Annotated in this window: 17 protein-coding genes; 6 read left to right on the forward strand and 11 right to left on the reverse strand. The window is 71.0% G+C overall.

The genetic code is table 11. The features are described 5' to 3' along the window. Positions 1 to 199 precede the first annotated feature (199 nt). From ACFWIW_RS17460 to wecB, 3 genes are all read left to right on the forward strand, one after another. A complete protein-coding gene (locus ACFWIW_RS17460; RefSeq protein WP_378369392.1) occupies positions 200 to 976 on the forward strand; it encodes a choice-of-anchor P family protein in 777 nt (258 codons plus the stop codon). A gap of 21 nt (positions 977 to 997) precedes the next feature. Continuing rightward, positions 998 to 1,177 carry an LPXTG cell wall anchor domain-containing protein gene (locus tag ACFWIW_RS17465; protein WP_038519727.1) on the forward strand — a complete coding sequence of 60 codons (180 nt, stop codon included), beginning with the start codon at positions 998 to 1,000 and terminating at the stop codon, positions 1,175 to 1,177. A 104-nt stretch (positions 1,178 to 1,281) separates the two neighbouring features. Further along, positions 1,282 to 2,433 carry a non-hydrolyzing UDP-N-acetylglucosamine 2-epimerase gene (gene wecB / locus ACFWIW_RS17470; protein WP_378369486.1) on the forward strand — a complete coding sequence of 384 codons (1,152 nt, stop codon included), beginning with the start codon at positions 1,282 to 1,284 and terminating at the stop codon, positions 2,431 to 2,433. On the opposite strand, the gene tsaD is transcribed toward wecB, so the two are convergent. From tsaD to tsaB, 3 genes are read right to left on the reverse strand one after another with little or no spacing between them, the layout of a single operon-like run. Then, a complete protein-coding gene (tsaD, locus tag ACFWIW_RS17475; protein ID WP_037332589.1) occupies positions 2,430 to 3,476 on the reverse strand; it encodes a tRNA (adenosine(37)-N6)-threonylcarbamoyltransferase complex transferase subunit TsaD in 1,047 nt (348 codons plus the stop codon). The genes wecB and tsaD overlap by 4 nt on opposite strands. Further along, positions 3,476 to 3,955 carry a ribosomal protein S18-alanine N-acetyltransferase gene (gene rimI, locus ACFWIW_RS17480; RefSeq protein ID WP_378369393.1) on the reverse strand — a complete coding sequence of 160 codons (480 nt, stop codon included), beginning with the start codon at positions 3,953 to 3,955 and terminating at the stop codon, positions 3,476 to 3,478. Before rimI ends, tsaD begins: the two co-directional genes overlap by 1 nt. Then, the gene (gene tsaB / locus ACFWIW_RS17485; RefSeq protein WP_378369394.1) at positions 3,952 to 4,611 is read right to left on the reverse strand and encodes a tRNA (adenosine(37)-N6)-threonylcarbamoyltransferase complex dimerization subunit type 1 TsaB; all 660 of its coding nucleotides are present in this window, start codon (positions 4,609 to 4,611) and stop codon (positions 3,952 to 3,954) included. Before tsaB ends, rimI begins: the two co-directional genes overlap by 4 nt. Before the next feature lie 399 nt (positions 4,612 to 5,010). Here tsaB and ACFWIW_RS17490 point away from each other — a divergent pair, with 399 nt between their 5' ends. Together ACFWIW_RS17490 and ACFWIW_RS17495 are read left to right on the forward strand one after the other, a co-directional pair. Continuing rightward, positions 5,011 to 6,432, forward strand: a complete 1,422-nt coding sequence (locus ACFWIW_RS17490; protein WP_378369395.1) for an acyl-CoA synthetase — start codon at positions 5,011 to 5,013, stop codon at positions 6,430 to 6,432. After that, positions 6,429 to 7,760: a carboxyl transferase domain-containing protein gene (locus tag ACFWIW_RS17495; RefSeq protein ID WP_378369396.1), complete on the forward strand. Its 1,332-nt coding sequence runs from the start codon at positions 6,429 to 6,431 to the stop codon at positions 7,758 to 7,760. Before ACFWIW_RS17490 ends, ACFWIW_RS17495 begins: the two co-directional genes overlap by 4 nt. A 73-nt stretch (positions 7,761 to 7,833) precedes the next feature. Here the strand turns inward: ACFWIW_RS17495 and tsaE are convergent, their stop codons facing one another. The 8 genes from tsaE to glmS all read right to left on the reverse strand — a co-directional run bounded on the left by tsaE (position 7,834) and on the right by glmS (position 17,471). Next, a complete protein-coding gene (tsaE, locus tag ACFWIW_RS17500; RefSeq protein WP_378369397.1) occupies positions 7,834 to 8,298 on the reverse strand; it encodes a tRNA (adenosine(37)-N6)-threonylcarbamoyltransferase complex ATPase subunit type 1 TsaE in 465 nt (154 codons plus the stop codon). Next, on the reverse strand, positions 8,298 to 9,395 hold the full coding sequence (locus ACFWIW_RS17505) for an alpha/beta fold hydrolase (protein WP_378369398.1): 1,098 nt from the start codon (positions 9,393 to 9,395) through the stop codon (positions 8,298 to 8,300). The genes tsaE and ACFWIW_RS17505 overlap by 1 nt, the downstream gene beginning before the upstream one ends. Continuing rightward, a complete protein-coding gene (alr, locus tag ACFWIW_RS17510; RefSeq protein ID WP_378369399.1) occupies positions 9,392 to 10,531 on the reverse strand; it encodes an alanine racemase in 1,140 nt (379 codons plus the stop codon). Before alr ends, ACFWIW_RS17505 begins: the two co-directional genes overlap by 4 nt. Positions 10,532 to 10,559: 28 nt before the next feature. Continuing rightward, entirely contained in the window at positions 10,560 to 11,651 is a 1,092-nt protein-coding gene (locus ACFWIW_RS17515) for an ABC transporter ATP-binding protein (RefSeq protein WP_240595788.1), read from the reverse strand. Positions 11,652 to 11,655: 4 nt separating this feature from the next. Beyond that, positions 11,656 to 13,083 carry a xylulokinase gene (gene xylB / locus ACFWIW_RS17520; RefSeq protein ID WP_378369400.1) on the reverse strand — a complete coding sequence of 476 codons (1,428 nt, stop codon included), beginning with the start codon at positions 13,081 to 13,083 and terminating at the stop codon, positions 11,656 to 11,658. Then, complete coding sequence (locus ACFWIW_RS17525) at positions 13,073 to 13,888, reverse strand: DeoR/GlpR family DNA-binding transcription regulator (RefSeq protein WP_378369401.1); 816 nt, start codon at positions 13,886 to 13,888, stop codon at positions 13,073 to 13,075. The genes xylB and ACFWIW_RS17525 overlap by 11 nt, the downstream gene beginning before the upstream one ends. Before the next feature lie 266 nt (positions 13,889 to 14,154). Continuing rightward, the gene (locus ACFWIW_RS17530; protein WP_378369402.1) at positions 14,155 to 15,594 is read right to left on the reverse strand and encodes an NAD(P)H-hydrate dehydratase; all 1,440 of its coding nucleotides are present in this window, start codon (positions 15,592 to 15,594) and stop codon (positions 14,155 to 14,157) included. Positions 15,595 to 15,608: 14 nt separating this feature from the next. Beyond that, entirely contained in the window at positions 15,609 to 17,471 is a 1,863-nt protein-coding gene (gene glmS, locus ACFWIW_RS17535; RefSeq protein ID WP_378369403.1) for a glutamine--fructose-6-phosphate transaminase (isomerizing), read from the reverse strand. 129 nt (positions 17,472 to 17,600) lie between these two features. On the opposite strand from glmS, the gene ACFWIW_RS17540 reads away from it, so the two are divergent. After that, entirely contained in the window at positions 17,601 to 18,431 is an 831-nt protein-coding gene (locus ACFWIW_RS17540) for a dienelactone hydrolase family protein (RefSeq protein ID WP_378369404.1), read from the forward strand. Positions 18,432 to 18,458: the final 27 nt, after the last annotated feature.

The following is an 18,458-nucleotide window of genomic DNA, read 5'->3' on the forward strand; positions in this document are numbered from 1 at the left end:
GCTTCGGCGACCAGCGGGAAATGCCCGCAAGACCACCCGATCCGGTGATCCTCGCAGTTTTCCGTTCAATTTAAGAAACACTCGGCGATAGACGATCCGCGAGCCGAGTCAGGCCAGCTGAGGATTCGTCCGCAACGGTTGTGCCCTCGTGCCGACCGCAGATGAGAGAAACCCCCCACGAATCAATTCGGAGGACCAGTTGAAGAACACGCACCTCTTGCGACGAGGCGGAGTACTCGCCGCTGTGGTGGCGAGCGTGGCTCTCGCCGGTGCGGTGCCCGCCTCGGCGGCCCCCGGTGACGGCTCCGCGTATGGCGTCAAGGTCGATGTGAAGCTCCTCGGCCTCGACGCGGTGAAGGCCGGGCCGCTCGCCGAGGCGAAGACCTCCGGGCCGACCGCCAACAGCCTCGCGAAGGTCAACCTCACCGGTGTGCTGACCGCAGGCGCGATCAACACCGAAGCCAAGCGCGACGACAACTCCGGTGCCGTGACCGCCAAGGCCAGCACCGCCGATGTCGGCTTGCCGCTGCTGAAGAACGCTCTCGGCGACGTCGGCGTCAAGGTCGTCGAAGCCACCTGCACCGCGACCCAGAAGGGTGTGCAGGGCGCGACGAACCTGGTCGGCGCGAACCTCGGCAGCGCGGGGACGGTCGACTCGACGCCCGCCCCGAACACGCAGATCAAGGTCGGTCTCGGCACCGTCAACGTCGCGACGATCATCCTGAACGAGCAGATCAAGAACCCCGACGGCAGCCTCACGGTCAACGCCATCCACGTGAAGCTGCTCGGCGACGCCCTCACCCCGCTCGGTTCGGGCGATGTGATCGTCTCGTCGGCGACCTGCGGTCCGGCCGGTCTGCCCGTGCCGCTCGCTTCGGGCGCGGGGCTGTGGATCGGTCTCGGCCTGCTCGGTGCCGTCGCCATCCCGGTCGGTATCCGCGTGGTCCGCAACCGGCGTCCGGCGACCACCGCCTGACCTGGGTGAAGTGAGGTCGAAATGTACAAGTTGCCTGGCGCCGGAGTCGGCGTCGCCGGTGGCGGGGTGGGTGCCCTCGCCGCCACCGGGGCCGATGTCGGCTGGTGGCTGGCCGTCGGCGTGATCCTGCTGGTTCTCGGAACCATCGCGGTCATCGCGGGCTACCGCCGCACGAAACGGCTCGGCGAGATGGGGAACTGACGCTCCCCTGGACGGACCGGCCGCCGGCGTGGGCCCCTCGCGCGCCGGCGGCCATCACCCGCGTTTTGCGGGACACTCGAAACGTGGATGAGGAGCGCGAACGCGTGGATGTGATGTTGCTGGCCGGGACGCGGCCGGAGGCGGTCAAGCTCGCGCCGCTGGCGTTGGCGCTGGCGGAACACCCGCACCTGCGGCCCTTCGTCGTCCACAGTGGACAACATCAGGGCATGGTCGAGCAGGCGCTGATCCCGTTCGGCCTGCCGGTCGACGCCTGGCTCGACATTCCGCCGAGGACCACCGGCACCCAGGCGGAACTGGTCTCCGGCCTGCTTCCCGCGCTCGACGAGGTGCTTCGCCGGGTCGCACCGGCCGCGGTCGTCGTCCAGGGCGACACGACGACGGGACTCGCGGGCGCGCTCGCCGCGTTCTGGCAGGGCATCCCGGTCGTACACCTGGAAGCGGGACTGCGCACCCACGACCTCGCCGCGCCGTTCCCCGAAGAGGGGACGCGGCAGATGATCTCGCGTATCGCCGCCCTGCATCTCGCGCCGACGCCGGGCGCCGCGGCCGCGCTGCGCACGGAAGGTGTTCCGCGCCAACGGATCGCCGTCACCGGCAATACCGTCGTCGACGCCGTGATCGCGATCGCCGAACGTGATCTCCCCGCACGGGACACCGCGCTCGCCTTGCTGGAGATGGAAATCGCCGAGGCGGGTGAGCGGCTCGTCCTCGTGACATCGCACCGGCGTGAGTCCTGGGGTGAGCCGTTGAGCCGGACGCTCGCGGCCATCGAACTGATCGTCGCGGAACACAGCGACGTCCAGGTGCTGTTCCCGGTGCATCCCAATCCGGCCGTGCGGGACCAGGTGACGACCGCGCTCGGCGGGACGCCGCGGGTGACGATCACCGAGCCGCTCGAATATCCCGATCTCGTACGCGCGCTGCGGCTCGCCGAGCTCGTCCTGACCGATTCCGGTGGTATCCAAGAGGAAGCGCCGACGTTCGGCACCCCCGTCCTGGTACTCCGCGACGTCACCGAGCGACGCGAAGCGATCGAGGCCGGTTGCGCCTGGCTGGTCGGGACGGACACCGGTCTCATCGCCGACACCGCGGCGAAGATCCTGCGTGGCGATCTGCATCCGACGCACGCCGGAAACCCTTACGGAGACGGCAATGCCGCCGCGTTGTCGGTGGCGGCGCTGGAGGAACTGCTCAACCTCGCGCCGGCGCCACGCACCGCCGCCGAATCCCGCTAGATCGAGACGATCTGCACCGGCAGGGCCGGGTTGGCGGAGAAGTCGAGCGACGCGCGTGGGCGTCCGGCGGCGACCACGTGCGCGCCGAGCGCGGCGATCATCGCGCCGTTGTCCGTGCACAGACGCGGCCGCGGGACCCGCAAGGTGATCCCGGCCTCGGCGCAGCGCTCGGCGGCGAGTTCGGACAGTCGCGAATTCGCCGCCACGCCGCCGGAGATCACCAGCGTGTCCACGCCGTGTTCCTTCGCCGCGCGGATCGCCTTCATGGTGAGAACGTCGGCGACGGCCTCCTGGAACGACGCGGCGACGTCGTCGACGGGGATGTCCTCGCCGCGGCGCTCCGCGCCTTCGACCCAGCGCGCGACCGCGGTTTTCAAGCCGGAGAAGGAGAAATCGAATTTGGCGTCACGCGGCCCGGTCATCCCGCGGGGGAAGGCGATGGCCGCCCCGTCGCCGTTCTTGGCGGCCTTGTCGATGGGCGGGCCGCCCGGGTACGGCAGGCCGAGCACGCGGGCGACCTTGTCGTAAGCCTCGCCCGCGGCGTCGTCCACAGTGGACCCGAGCTCGGTGATTTCGGAAGCGATGTCGTCCACCAGCAGCAATTGCGTATGCCCGCCCGAGACGAGCAGGGCGAGGCAGCGCTCGGGCAACGGGCCGTGCTGGAGCGTGTCGACGGCGATGTGCCCGGCCAGGTGGTTGACGCCGTAGAGCGGGATGTCGAGCGCGGCCGCGTAGGCCTTGGCGGCGGCGACGCCGACGAGCAGCGCGCCGGCGAGACCGGGGCCGGCCGTGACGGCGATGGCGTCCACATCGGACAGTTTCAGGCCGGCCTTGTCGAAGGCGCGTTCGACCGTCGGGACCATCGCCTCCAGATGCGCGCGGCTGGCGACCTCGGGCACGACGCCGCCGAAGCGGGCGTGCTGGTCGACGCTGGAGGCGACCTCGTCGGCGAGGAGCTCGACCGTGTTGTCGTCGTGCAGGCGGACGAGGCCGACGCCGGTCTCGTCGCACGAACTCTCGATGCCCATGATGATGCGCGGCATCAGCCCGCCACCTCGTCTCGGACCTGGGCCCGCGGGCGGGCCATCGTGTAGGCATCGGCGCCGGACGGCTGGTAGTAGCGCTTCCGGAGGCCGACGCGTTCGAAACCGTGCCGCTCGTAGAGCGTGATCGCCGCGTCGTTGTCGGTGCGGACTTCGAGGAAGACCGGCGCGGCGAGCTCGTCCGCGCGGTCGAGGAGCGCTTTCAGCAGGACCGTGCCGATGCCCTTGCGCTGGTGTTCGGGGGCGACGCCGATCGTGTGGATGCTCGCCTCGTAGTCGCCGCGGCGGCCGACGACGGCGAGCCCGGCGTAACCGGTGACCTCGTCGCTATCCTCCGGACGGGCGACGAGGTAGTGGCCGCCCGCGTCGAGTTCCGCGTGGAAGGCGTAGGCGGTCCACGGCGAATCGCCGGGGAAGAGGATCTTCTCTATCTCGACACAGCGCGGGATGTCCTTGCGGCGTAAGGGTTCCAGCCTCACGGCGTGGTCACCTTCTTGCGTGCGGCCGGTTCGACGGCGTCGGGGCGGCGGAGGTAGAGCGGGGTGAGCGGGGCGGGCTCGCTGTTGAAGTCCTTGTGGGCGGCCTTGACCAGCCCGATGGGTGACGGGAAGCGCGGCTCGATCGGCTGGACACCGAGGGCGTCCGCGTAGAGGAGGGCGCCGTCGCCCGCCGCGACCTTGATGGTGGTCTGGAGGTCCGCTGGCCGCTCGACGTGGGGGCCAGCGGTGCGCGAGCCGTCGGCGGCGTACGCGGCCCAGTAGACCTCGCGACGCCTCGCGTCGGTGAGGACGAGGAAGGGCGCTTCGCCGGGGGCGACGTCGGCGGCGATCGCGTCGAGACTGCAGACCGGGTAGGCGGGGACGCCGAGGGCGTGGGCGAGCGACGCGGCGGTGGCCATGCCGGCGCGAAGGCCGGTGAAGGGGCCAGGGCCGACGCCGCAGACGATGGCGTCGAGGTCGCGAAGCGTGACGCCCGCGGCCTTGACGGCTTCGAGGGCGTGCGGCGTGATCAGCTCGCCGTGGGCGCGCGGGTCGACCGTGACACGGTCTCCGCGCGACTCGATGGCGTCGCCGTCCAGGGCGACGAGGCCCGCGGTGACCGCCGGGGTCGAGGTGTCGATGGCCAGTACCAGCACGGTTACCCAGCCTACGACCAGCGCCCCGGAGCGCGTTTAGCGGGCTAAACGCGATCGGGTGGCGCGGCCGCTCCCCCGGGGCCGGATCGCGTTTAGCCCGCTAAACGCGACGCGCACGGAGGCTGCCGCCGGGCCCGGGACCCCGCCGCCGGATCGCGATTAGGGGGCTAAACGCGATCCCGCTCCTCCTGCCTGCGGATCGCGTTTAGCCCGCTAAATGCGATCTGGCGGGCCCTCGCCTTCTGTACCCACGGATCGCGTTTAGCCCGCTAACCGCGATCCGACGCCAGGGTGTGAAGCAGGTCGCAGGGCACGGGCGGGCGGCGACGGTACGGTTCGGAAGCGGGGTTCCTTGGCTCCAAGCGCCCCGGCCGGCGGAGTCGAGCAGGAGGTCACACGGTGCCCGATCGGTTGTTCCCCACGCTGGCGAGCGGCTCCGGCAAGGAGGCGCTCCGCTTCGGCGACACCTCCCTCACCTACGCCGATGTCGCGGCCATCGCCGGCACGCTCGCCCGCGACCTGCCGGGCGGCCGCGTCGCCGTCTGGGCGACGCCCTCGGTGCACACCAGCGTCGCCGTGATCGCCGCCCTGCTCGCGGGCGTCCCCGCCATCCCGCTCAACCCGAAGATCGGCGAGCGCGAGCTCGCGCACATCCTCACCGACAGCGACCCCGTCCTCGTCCTCGCCGAACCGGGCGCCGACCTGCCCGCCGGTCTCGACGGGCTGCCGCGACGCGACGTCGTTCTCGAAGGCACTCCTGTCGATCCCCCCGCGGAACCGGACGCCGAAGCCCCGGCGCTGATCGTCTACACCTCCGGCACCACCGGCCCGCCCAAGGGCGTCGTCCTCCCCCGCCGCGCGATCGCCACCACTCTCGACGCGCTCAAGGACGCCTGGGAGTGGACCGCCGACGACGTCCTGGTCCACGGTCTCCCGCTGTTCCACGTGCACGGCCTGATCCTCGGCATCCTCGGGCCGCTCCGGCGCGGCGGCTCGGTGCGGCATCTCGGTCGCTTCTCCACCGAAGGCGTCGCACACGAACTCGCCACCGGCGCGACCATGATGTTCGGCGTCCCGACGATGTATCACCGCATCGCAGGCGAAGTCGGCGAAGACGCATCGCTCGCCGCAGCGCTCAGCAGCGCCCGGCTACTCGTGTCCGGATCGGCCGCGCTGCCCGTCCACGACCATCAGCGCATCACCGCAGCGACCGGCAGGCGCGTGATCGAGCGCTACGGGATGACCGAAACCCTCATGAACACCAGCATCCGCGCCGACGGCGAGCACGTTCCCGGAACTGTCGGTGTCCCGCTGCCCGGCGTCGACCTGCGCCTCGTCGACGAATCGGGCGAGCCCGTCGAGGAGCTTGAGACCGTCGGCGAGATCCAGGTCCGCGGCCCGAACCTGTTCACCGAGTACCTCAACCGGCCCGACGCCACCGAAGCCGCCTTCGACGACGGCTGGTTCCGGACCGGCGACATGGCGACCCGCGACGCGGCCGGGTACGTGAAGATCGTCGGCCGGAAGGCGACGGATCTGATCAAGAGCGGCGGCTACAAGATCGGAGCCGGCGAGATCGAGAACGCGCTCATGGAGCATCCCGGTGTCGCGGAGGTCGCGGTGACCGGCGAGCCCGACGACGACCTCGGCGAGCGCATTGTGGCCTGGGTGGTGCCCGAAGGGGAACGTCCGGCAGAGTCGGAGCTCGCCGATCACGTCTCACGCCTGTTGTCGCCGCACAAACGGCCTCGGGTGGTCCGCTATCTGGACGCGTTGCCGCGCAACGACATGGGCAAGGTCATGAAGCGGGCCCTCGGATGAGCAGGCTCTCGGCGCGGTCTGCCATCAAGGAGATCGCGACCGCTTTCGAGGAGCTGGACGTTCCGCGTTCCGGGGAGCCGGACGACGGGCCGATCGGCTGGCCGGGTTATCGCTCGGCACGTGAGGCCGCCGAGGAGCGGACCGGCGAGACCGAGTCCGTGCTCTGCGGGACCGCCGAGATCGGTGCGGTCGAGGCGGTGGTGATCGCTTTCGAGTTCGGCTTTCTGGGCGGTTCGATCGGGCAGCGGACCGGTGATCGCGTCGAGGCGGCGTTCGCGCGGGCCGTGGAGTCCCGGTTGCCGGTGGTGTCGCTGATCGCGACCGGCGGCAGCCGCATGCAGCACGGGATGCGGGCGCTTTCGCAGTTGCAGCGCATCGCGCGAGCGGCGGCCGGGGCCCGGTCGGTACCGCAGATCTCTGTCTTGCGCGATCCGACCACGGGTGGCGGTTGGGCGACGCTCGGTGCGAGCGCCGACGTCGTCCTCGCGCTGCCAGGGGCGCAGGTCGGCTTCGCCGGTTCTCGCGTGCGGCCCGCTGGCGCGTCCGCGGAGGCGTACACGGCCGAAGCGAAGCTCGCGTGGGGGCAGGTGGATCAGGTCGTGACCCCGGCCGAACTTCCTTCGACGCTGGAACGGTGGCTGCGCCTGCTGACTTTGTCGACGACGGAAGCCGCCGAACCGCCCGTAGCGCTCGGGTCCACAGATCTGCCCGACAGCGGATGGGATGCGGTACAGGCGGCGCGCTCCGCTGAGCGACCGAGAGCTGCGGAGTACCTCGACGCGTACTTCGACTGGCGCGAGGAGGTCTCGGGCGACAGGTGCGGAGGAGTCGACTCGGGTGTCTTGTGCGGATTCGGCTGGCGAAGCGGCCGAGCGATCGCGTATGCGGCGCAGTGCGGAACGCCGACGGCGCCTGCTGGTTTTCGGACGGCGGCGCGTCTGGTGCGGCTCGCATCGAGGCTCGGGATCCCGGTGCTCACCCTCGTCGACACTCCCGGAGCGGCGAACGACGAGGCGGCCGAACGGGCCGGTGCCGGCGCGGCCATCGCGGAGTTGTTCGAGGCGGTCGCGAGCGCGGCCGTGCCGATCACGACGCTGGTGATCGGGGAAGGCGGTTCCGGGGGCGCGCTCGCGTTCGCGGCGCCGGGGTCGACCTGGGTGACGCCCGACGCGTACTTCTCGGTGACGTCGCCCGAGGCGGCCGCGGCGATCCTCAAGCTGCCAGCCGACGAAGTCCCCGCCCTCGCGGACCGGCTGCGGCTACGCCCCCAAGACCTGGTCGACCTGGGAATCGCGCGCTCCGTCGTGGGCCCCGCGGATCGCGTTTAGCCCGCTAAACGCAGGTCGGACGGCGCAGATCGCGATTAGGGGGCTAAACGCAAGTCGGGCCGCCGGATCGCGATTAGCCCGCTAAACGCAGGTCGGGCGTGCGGGCGGCCCAGGTGCCGTGCGGCTCCAGGGTGACCAGACGGACATCGTCTTCGCGGCGCTCCAGGCGGACGACGAGGTAGTCGTCCGACAGGCGCTCGGCGGCTCCCTCGCCCCATTCGACGACCAGGGCGGACCGCTCCAGCTCCGTGTCGAGGTCCAGGTCGTCCAGCTGCGAGAGATCCCCGCCGAGCCGGTACGCGTCGACATGCACCAGCGCGACCCCGGCCGCGCCCGCCGGATGGACCCTGGCCAGCACGAACGTCGGCGAGCTGACCCGCCCGCCGACGCCGAGACCGTCCGCGATCCCGCGGGTCAGTGTCGTCTTGCCCGCCCCGAGCGGCCCGGAGAGCAGCACCAGATCGCCCGCGCGCAGCGAACGTCCCAGCTCGCGCCCGAAATCCATCGTCGATTCGGGGGTCGGGAAAGCGAAATTCATCAGCGTTGCCACCACCAGGTCCGCCGTTCGGAAGTCTCACCATCGGTGCCCGTGCACCGTTGCACCAAGTCGATCAGGTGGCTGTTCACCAGTTCGGGTTGTTCCAGCTGCACCATGTGTCCCGCGCCGCGCACGCGCACCAGCTCCGCGTCGGGCAGCTCCGCCGCGATCCGCTCGGCGTGCGCGATCGGCGTGAACCGGTCGGAATCCCCGCCGACGACCAGCACGTGCGCGTGCTTCAGCCCGGCGAGCGCGGCGTACCGATTGTGACTGCCGAGTGTGTCGACGAAGTTCACCAGCCCGCGCACCGGCGTCACTTCCAGCATTTCCAGCATGAAGTCGACGAGCCGCGGGGACACGTCCCGGCTGCCGAAAGCCAGCCTGCGCACGGCTTGCCGGGTGAGCTGCCCGCCCGCCGCACGCACGAACTCGACGAGCCCCGGCTGCCAGCCGGCCAGTCCGCCGACACCGCGCGTGAGCGGGTTGTACTTCGAGAGCAGTGATCTCGGTAGCCCTCGGGCGCCGACTTCGCCTGCCGCGGTCGCGATGAACGCGACGCCGCAGACACGGTCATCGAACAGCTCTGGATGCTCCGCGGCGAGCTCCATGATCACCATGCCGCCCATCGAGTGCCCCATGAGCACGATGGGCCCCTCCGGCACCACCGAACGCAGGACCATGTCGAGGTCGCGCGCCAGCTGCTCGATGGTGCTGGTCTCGGCGGTCGCGGCGCCGGATTGCCCGTGCCCGCGATGGTCGTAGTAGACCTGACGCACCCGCGGCAGCTTCAGCGACGCGAGGTCTCGCCGCTGGAAGTGCCAGCACCGCTTCGACAACGCGAAACCGTGCACACCGACGACGGTCAGCTCCGGTTCTCCCCCATCGGCCGGATCGATCTCCTCGACCGCGAGCGGCGTACCGTCCTCCGCCGCCACTGTCGATGTCCGATCCGGTGCGAGGTCCCCCAACGGCTCGTCCACGAACGGATCCTCACTCTGCCGCCGCTGCTGTGCGGCGACGGCGATCGCGGCGGCGGTGCCGGTGGCCACCGCCCCGACCCCGCCGACGATGGCCAGCAGTCTTCGTGAAGGTGTCACGAGCCTGCCTCCAGATACGTTCGACGGATTCGCGGCCGGTACATCGAAGTCACGATCTCGTAGTCGATCGTCCCCAGCTTGTCGGCCCATTCCCGGGCGGTCGGCTCGCCGGACGCGCCTCGGCCGAAGAGGATCACTTCGCTGCCGACGGCCGGTTCTTCGTCTCCGCAGTCGACGATCAGCTGGTCCATGCAGACCCGGCCGACGACCGGCCGCCGCTTCCCGGCGAGCCAGACGTCCATGCGGCCGGACAGCGACCGCGGCACGCCGTCGGCGTATCCGACCGGGACCAGGGCGAGCGTGGTGTCGCGCTCGGCCGTCCAGCTGTGGCCGTACGAGACCGATTCGCCGGGTGGGATCCGCTTCGTGAGCACGACCGACGATTTGAAGGTCATCGCCGGGCGCAGATCGTCGTCGGTGTGCACCGGGTTCAGCCCGTAGATCGCGATCCCGGGGCGCACGAGGTCGAAATGCAGGTCGGGCCTCGTCAGAACGGCGGCGGAGTTCGCGATATGCCGCATCGGGTGCAGGCCGGCGGCGCGGGCGATGTCGTACGCCTCGTCGAACCGCTTCGCCTGCGCGTCGATGGAGGGGTGGCCGGGCTCGTCGGCGCAGGCGAGGTGCGACCAGATGGCGACGACCTCGATGAATGGCTGCGCGGCCGCCGCTGCCTTGACCAACGCGGGCCATTCCGCAGGTGGGCAGCCGTTTCGGCTGAGCCCGGTGTCGATCTTGAGGTGAACCCGGCAGATCGCGTTTAGCCCGCTAAAGTCGCGTGCCCGGCGCGCGCCGTCGACCACGCGGGCCAGCTCGTCCAGGGAGCTCACGGCGACGTCGATGTCTTCGGCGACTGCGGGCGCGAAGTCGGTTTCGGGGGTGTCGAGCCAGCTGAAGAGCCGGACGCCGATCCCGGCCCGGCGCAGCGCGAGCGCCTCGCCGAGGGAGCAGGTGCCCAGCCAGGTGGCCCCGCCCTCGACGGCGGCCCGGGCGACCTCGAGGGCGCCGTGCCCGTAGCCGTCGGCCTTGACCACGGCCATCGTCTGGGCCGAGGGGGCGCGGGAAGCGAGCAGGGCGACGTTGTGCCGGATGGCGGACAGGTCGATGACGACCTCGGCACGCGGGAAACTGGCGGTCATAACGACCACCAGTTTCCCACGAACCGGCTCAGGACAGGCGCGCCCCGTCGGTGGCGGAGAACACGTGCAGCTCGTCGGGACGGATCCGCAGGTGCAGGGTGTCGCCCATGGTCGGCGGTGTGCGCGGGTCCACCCGGGTGACGACGTTCGACTTCGAGCCCTCGGCGTCGGTCTCGGCGAGCTTGCCGTAGACGTACGCGTCGGAGCCGAGCTCCTCGACGAGGTCGACCTTGATCGGCAGGGTGCCGTCTTCGCTGGTCGTCACCTCGAGCGACTCGGGACGGAAGCCGAGGGTGACCGTGTCGCCATCGGCCTTGGCGAGGATCTCGCGGGTCAGCGGCACCCGGGCGCCGCCCAGCTCGGCACCGTCTTCGGTGAGCTTCGCGGTGACGAGGTTCATCGCGGGCGAACCGATGAATCCGGCGACGAAAGCGTTTGCGGGCTTGTCGTACAGGGCGCGCGGGGTGTCACACTGCTGCAGGAGACCGTCCGAGAGAACGGCGACCCGGTCGCCCATCGTCATGGCCTCGACCTGGTCGTGCGTGACGTAGACGGTGGTGACGCCGAGGCGGCGCTGCAGCGCGGCGATCTGCGTACGGGTGGAGACACGCAGCTTCGCGTCGAGGTTCGACAGCGGCTCGTCCATGAGGAAGACCTGCGGCTCGCGCACGATGGCGCGGCCCATGGCGACGCGCTGGCGCTGACCACCGGAGAGCGCCTTCGGCTTGCGGTCGAGGTACTGCTCGATGTCGAGCAGCTTGGCCGCGTCGAGCACCTTCTGCTTGATCTCCGAAGCCGGGCGGCCCGCGATCTTCAGCGCGAAGCCCATGTTCTGGCCCACGGTCATATGCGGGTACAGCGCGTAGTTCTGGAACACCATCGCGATGTCGCGGGCGCGCGGCGGCAGCTGGGTGACGTCGCGGTCGCCGATCCAGACGGCGCCTTCGTCGATGTCTTCGAGGCCGGCGAGCATCCGCAGGCTGGTGGACTTGCCACAGCCGGACGGCCCGACCAGCACGAGGAACTCGCCGTCGGCGATCTCGAGGTCGAGTGCGTCCACGGCGGGCCGCTCGGAACCCGCGTAGCGCCGGGTCGCCTTGTCGTAGGTGATCGTGGCCATCGGTTCAGTCCTCTTTCGGTTTCGCGGAAATGCCGTGCCCGAGTTCGCGGGCTTCGAGATGCCGTTGCCGGATCCGGCGCCCCTCGGCGCTGTCCGCTTCGGTCGGCTCGAGTGGGGTGTAGCCGTGCTGTTCCTGCCAGCGGGGAGGTTCCGTGCTGGAAGCGAGGGCCCAAGCCGCCTGCCGCGCGGCACCGATCGCGACGTACTCGGCGACTTCGGGGATTACGACGGGCACGCCGAACACGATCGGCGCGACCGCGCGGACGGCGGCCGACTGCGCGCCGCCGCCGATCAGGAGGACGCGTCGGACTTCGAGCCCCTGTTCGCGCAGGGCGTCGAGACCGGCGGCCAGACCGCAGAGCATGCCCTCGACGGCCGCGCGCGCGAGGTTTTCGGGCGTCATGTTCGCGCGAGTGAGGCCGAAGAGCGTGCCCTTCGCGTCCGGGAGGTTCGGCGTCCGCTCACCGTCGAGATAAGGAAGGAAGGTGAGGCCGCCGGAACCGGGCGTGGCGGCGAGCGCCAACTTGTCGAAGTCCGCGAGTTCGACGCCGAGCATCGCGGACGTGGCCGTGAGCACGCGGGCCGCGTTGAGGGTGCAGGCCAGTGGGAGGAAGCGGCCGGTGGCGTCGGCGAATCCCGCGACGATTCCGGAGGGATCGGCACTCGCGGTCTCGGAGACGCCGAAGACGGTGCCGCTGGTGCCGAGCGAGACCACGACGTCGCCGGGGACGAGTTCGAGACCGAGGGCGGCGGCCATGTTGTCGCCGGTCCCGGCCGAGACCAGGATCCCGTCCGGCGTGCGGCCCGCGGCTTCGGCGGGGCCGATGACCTTGGGCAGCTCGGGAGTGCGGCCGCCGAAGGCGTGCGCGAGGAGGTCTTGGCGGTACTCGCCGGTGGCGGGCGAGAAGTACCCGGTGCCGGACGCGTCGCCGCGGTCGGTGACCGGCTCGGCGCCGTCGCCCAGCAGCCGCCAGGTCAGCCAGTCGTGCGGGAGCAGGACACGGGCGACGCGATCGGCCAGCTCGGGCTCGTTCTCCGCCATCCAGCGCAGCTTCGTGACGGTGAAGCTGGCGACCGGCACTGAACCGACGGACTTCGCCCAGTTCTCGGCACCGAGTTCGGCGCCGAGGTCTTCGGCCGCCTTCGCGGAGCGGGTGTCATTCCACAGCAACGCGGGCCGGACGACCTCACCGTCCTCGTCGAGGGCGACCATGCCGTGCTGCTGACCACCGATGCCGATGGCGCCGACACCGTCGAGCAGGCCGTCCGTGGCCTCGCGGAACGCGTCCCACCACGCGGCGGGAGCGACCTCGGTGCCGTCGGGGTGTGAGGCACGGCCGGTGCGGACGATCTCGCCGGTGTTCGCTTCGCAGACGACGACCTTCGCCGACTGGGTCGACGAGTCGATTCCTGCGACCAGGTCAGAACTCATATTCCGGCCCCTCTGGCGCGCACTCGACCTGCTCGATCGCGGTCCCCGCGGTCAGCGCGGCCTCGATCTCCTCGGTCGGCGTCTCTTCGTCGGTGATCAGGAGGTCGTAGTCGCCGATGTCGCCGTACGCGTAGGTGGCGGTGCGGCCGAACTTGGAGTTGTCGACGACCAGGACGTTGCGATCGGCGGTGCGGAGCGCGGCCTTCTTGAGCTCGGCGTAGTCCTGGACCGGGTGGAACAGGCGGCCGACCGCGACCGCGGCGACCGAGACGAACGCGATGTCGGCGTGCGTGCGGTCGAGGAACCCGACGACATCCGGGCCGGCGCACGAGTCGAACTCGTGGTGGTAGCGCCCGCCCGCCAGGACGACCTCGACGCTCTTGGCGGGCCCGAGGATGCGGGCGGCTTCGAGCGAGTTGGTGATGACGGTGAGGTCCTCGACCTGGCCGAGGCGGCGGACGAGCGGGAAGAGCGTCGTCGAGTCGTCGACGAAGACCGTCTGGCCGGAGTGGACGTGCGCCGCGGCGGCTTCGCCGAGCGCGTCCTTGGTCGCCTGGTTGAAGGTGTCGCGGAAGCGGGCGGCCGACTCCATGGTCGTCGCGGGATAGGCCTCGACCTTGCCGCGGAGTTTGCGGAGGAGACGGCGGTCGGCGAGATCGTCGAGGTCGCGGTGCATCGTCATCAGGCTGACGCCGAAGCGGGTGGTGAGGTCGTCGATGCGGACCTCGCCGGTGGCGATGACGTGGTCGAGGATCTCCTGGCGTCGCTGCTCGACGGCGGCGTCCGAGGGCCTGGTCTTAGACATGGGCGACACCGTTCACGACCCGGACCATCGCGGTCTCGGCGGGGTGGGTGTCGGCGCTCACACCTGCTTCTTACCAGATTATTCGCCCGGAGTTAACACGTAACTCGATAACTCCCGCATTTTTTCCCACTCCCGCCGCCTGCCCCGCCGACCTGCGTTTAGCCCCCTAACTGCGCTCTGATGGCGCCCGCCTGCAGAATGCGGGCATCTGAGGGCGCCCGACCCCAGAGCGCGGTTAGGGGGCTAAACGCAGGTCGGCGCCCTGGTCAGGAGGTCAGGGATCGGACGGACCGGATGGCATCGGGGACGGCGCCGAGGATGCCGGAGGCCGAGGTGGGGGCGCCGTCGGCGGCGAGCGAGCCGGCGAGCGAGTGGACGTGCGCGGCCGCACCGGCCGCCAGCCACGGATCGAGTCCGGAGGCGAGCAGCGCGCCGACCAGACCGGACAGCACGTCCCCCGAACCCGCCGTCGCGAGCCACGACCCCCGCGGCGTGTTCACCAGCGCACGCCCGTCCGGCGCCGCGACCACCGTGCAATGCCCCTTCAAGAGCACGACGGCGTCGTACTTCCGCGCGGCCGAACGCGCCGCCGCGACCCGGTCCGGCCCCGGCGGCGAACCCATCAGCCGCTCGAACTCCCCCGCGTGCGGGGTCAGCACGAGCGGCGTGTCCGGATCACGCGCGTCGAGCACGTCGGGCGACCGCGCGATGATCGTCGTCGCGTCGGCGTCCGCGCACACCGGCACACCGCGGCCGAGCACGAACCGCAGCACGTCCCGCCCCTCGTGCCCGGTGCCGATCCCCGGCCCGACGACCCACGCCTGCACCCGGCCCGCGTCGGTCACCGAACCCGTCGCGATGATCTCCGGCCACTGCCCGCGCACCACGTCCGCCGCATGACCGGCGTACCGCACGAGCCCGGACGTCGCCCGCACCGCCGCCCCTGCCGCGAGCACGGCCGCGCCCGGATACGTCGCCGACCCGGCGGCCACCCCGACCACGCCCTGGCTGTACTTGTCGTCGTCCGGACCGGGCACCGGCCACGCGGCGGCGACATCCACCGTGTCGAGCCGCCGCAGATCGGGCTCGCTGAGCCGCAGTCCGATGTCCACGAGGGACACCTCGCCGCAGGACGCGGGCGCGAGGGCGTGCACCGGCTTGAGCGCGCCGAAGGTGACCGTCCGGTCGGCCACGACCGCCGGACCGTCGACGGCGCCGGTGTCCGGATCCACCCCGCTCGGCAGATCGACGGCCAGCACCGGCGAGTTAACGTGCTCCAGCAGCGCGGCCGCGTCCGGCCGCAACGGCCCGCGCGCCGAGATACCGACGATCCCGTCGACGACGAGGTCGGCCCGCTTGATCCACTGTGGACCGTCCTCAAGGGACACGACCTTGCCACCGGATCGCTTCAACGCGGCCAAACCCGGGCCGTGCGCGCGTTCGGGCTTCAGCAGGATCGCGGAGACGGCCACGTTGCGCCGACGCAGGAACGCGCCGGCCCACAGGGCGTCACCGCCGTTGTTGCCCGACCCGACGAGCAACGTCACCCGCCGCCCGGACACCGAACCCGTGTGCTCGGCCAGCATCTCGGCGGCGTGCACCGCGAGCCCGAAAGCCGCGCGCCGCATGAGCTCGCCGTCTGGAGTGACGGCGAGCAACTGGTCCTCCGCCGCGCGAATCCGTTCCGTGGTCCAGATTCCCTGCACGACGCCTCCGGTCTCTATTCGACGGTGACCGACTTCGCCAGGTTACGCGGCTTGTCGACGTCGTACCCGCGCGTGCGGGCGATCTCGGCGGCCAGCACCTGCAGCGGCACTGTGGAGACCAGCGGTTGCAGCAGGGTCGGGACGGCCGGGATCTCGATCAGCTCGTCGGCGAACGGGCGGACGGTCTCGTCGCCCTCCTCCGCGATCACGATCGTGCGGGCGCCGCGCGCCTGGATCTCGCTGATGTTCGACACCAGCTTCGAGTGCAGCACCGCGCGCCCCTTGGGCGACGGCATCACCACGACGACGGGCAGGCCTTCTTCGATCAGGGCGATCGGGCCGTGCTTGAGCTCGCCGGCGGCGAAACCCTCGGCGTGCATGTACGCCAGTTCCTTGAGCTTCAGCGCGCCTTCGAGGGCGACCGGGAACCCGACGTGGCGGCCGAGGAACAGCACGGCCTTCGAGTCGGCGATCCGGCGGCCGAGGTCGCGGACCTGGTCCACAGTGGACAGGACCTTCTGCACCGCGGCGGGCATGGCCTCGAGTTCGGCGAACTCGCGGGCGACCTCGTCCGGGTACTTGGTGCCGCGGGCCTGCGCGAGCGCCAGGCCGACCAGGTAGTTGGCCGCGATCTGCGCGAGGAACGCCTTGGTCGAGGCGACCCCGATCTCCGGACCGGCGTGCGTGTAGAGGACGGCGTCGGACTCACGCGGGATCTGCGCGCCGTTGGTGTTGCAGACGGCCAGGACGCGGGCCTTCTGCTCGCGCGCGTGACGGACGGCTTCGAGCGTGTCCGCGGTCTCGCCCGACTGGGAGACGGCGACAACCAGCGTCGCGCGGTCCAGCACCGGGTCGCGGTAGCGGAACTCGCTGGCCAGCTCGACCTCGACCGGGAGGCGGCACCAGTGCTCGATCGCGTACTTGGCGACGAGACCCGAGTGGTACGCGGAACCACAGGCGACGACGAAGACCTTGTCGACGTCGCGCAGGTCCTGGTCGGAGATGCGCTGCTCGTCGAGGATGATCCGGCCGCCGTCGAAGTGGCCGCGCAGCGTGTTCGCCAGCGCCTCCGGCTGCTCCTCGATCTCTTTGAGCATGAAGTACTCGTGGCCGCCCTTTTCCGCGGCCGAGAGGTCCCAGTCGACGGTGAACGGTTTGGCCTGGGCGGCGTCGCCGTGGAAGTCGGTGACCTCGTAGCCGTCGCGGGTGATCACGACGAGCTGGTCCTGGCCGAGCTCGACCGCCTCGCGGGTGTGCTCGATGAACGCGGCGACGTCGGAAGCGACGAAGTGCTCGCCCTCGCCGACGCCGACGACCAGCGGCGACGAACGACGGGCGGCGACGACGGTGTCCGGCTGGTCGGCGATGGTCACGACCAGCGTGAACGCGCCTTCGAGACGACGGCAGACCGCGGCGACGCTGGCCGCGAAGTCGCCCTTCGTGTCGCCCTCGGTGTACGCGCGGGAGATGAGGTGCGCGGCGGTCTCGGAGTCGGTGTCGCTCGCCATCTCGACGCCTTCGGCCTCGAGTTCGGCGCGCAGGGCGGCGAAGTTCTCGATGATGCCGTTGTGCACGACGGCGACGCGCTGGGAGGCGTCGCGGTGCGGGTGCGAGTTGCGGTCGACCGGGGCGCCGTGGGTGGCCCAGCGGGTGTGGCCCATCCCGGCGGTGCCGGTGAAGGCGTCCCTGCCGACGGTGTCGAGCCGGCTCTCCAGGTTGGCCAGGCGGCCCGCTTTGCGTTCGACGTTCAGCGCGCCGGCGCCGTCGAGGACCGCGACGCCTGCCGAGTCATAGCCGCGGTACTCCATCCTGCGCAGGCCGCCGATGACGACGTCCAGGGCCGGGCGGTGTCCGACGTATCCCACGATTCCACACACGGCCACCAGCCTAACGACGGAAATTCGGCCCCTTCGCCCGGGCGCCCACGCGTCGCGTTTAGCGGGCTAAACGCGACGCGTGGGGCGGCGCGCGGGCCGGACGGGGGTGCGGGCAGTAAGGTCACGACCATGGCCAGCAAGCCCAAGCAGCTGCTCGCGGAGCTGTCCCACCCAGGTCCGCACGACGTTCTGCGCGGCAACCTCGCCCTGGTCGGACTGCCCGGTGTCGTGTTCACGCCCCGATCCGGGCTCGGTCTGCCCGCCATTGCCTTCGGGCACGGCTGGCTGCAGCCGACCGGGAGCTACCGGCACCTGCTCCGGCACCTCGCGAGCTGGGGCATCGTCGCGGCGGCCCCGGCCACGCAGCGCGGGCCGCTGCCTTCGCACCGGCTGCTGGCCGGCGACCTGCTCACCACGCTCGAGCTGATCACGACGGTCCGCCTCGGACCGGACGGCATCAGCGTCGACCCGGCGAAACTCGGCCTCGCCGGGCACTCGACCGGCGGTGGTTCGGCGGTGCTGGCCGCCGCGCAGGCGGCCGAGAACGACGAACGGCCCGACATCCGCGCCGTCGCGACCATCACCCCCGCGCAGACGTTGCCGCCGGCGACGGTTTCGGCCCGGTCGGTGACCGTGCCCGGACTGCATCTCGCGGCGAGCGAAGACCTGGTCGCGCCGCCGGTCGGCCATGCGGAGGCCATCGCGGACGCGTGGGGCGGGCCGGTGCAACTGCGGAAGCTCGGGAAGTCGTCGCACCTCGGCGTCACCGAAGGCAGGCACTGGAGCCGGCTGTTGCTGCACGGGAAGCCGCACCGCGGGACCCAGCAGCTGGCGCGGGCGCTGTTCACCGCGTTCTTCCTCACGCACCTGACGGGGACGACGAAGTACCAGCCGCTGCTGGACGCCGACGTCAAACGCGCCCCCATCGAACTCCAGGACGAACTGCCGGAGCGCGTTTAGCCCGCTAAACGCGCTCCGGTTCCAGGC

This window comes from Amycolatopsis sp. NPDC058340 (assembly GCF_042723975.1).
Taxonomy (GTDB): Bacteria; Actinomycetota; Actinomycetes; order Mycobacteriales; family Pseudonocardiaceae; genus Amycolatopsis.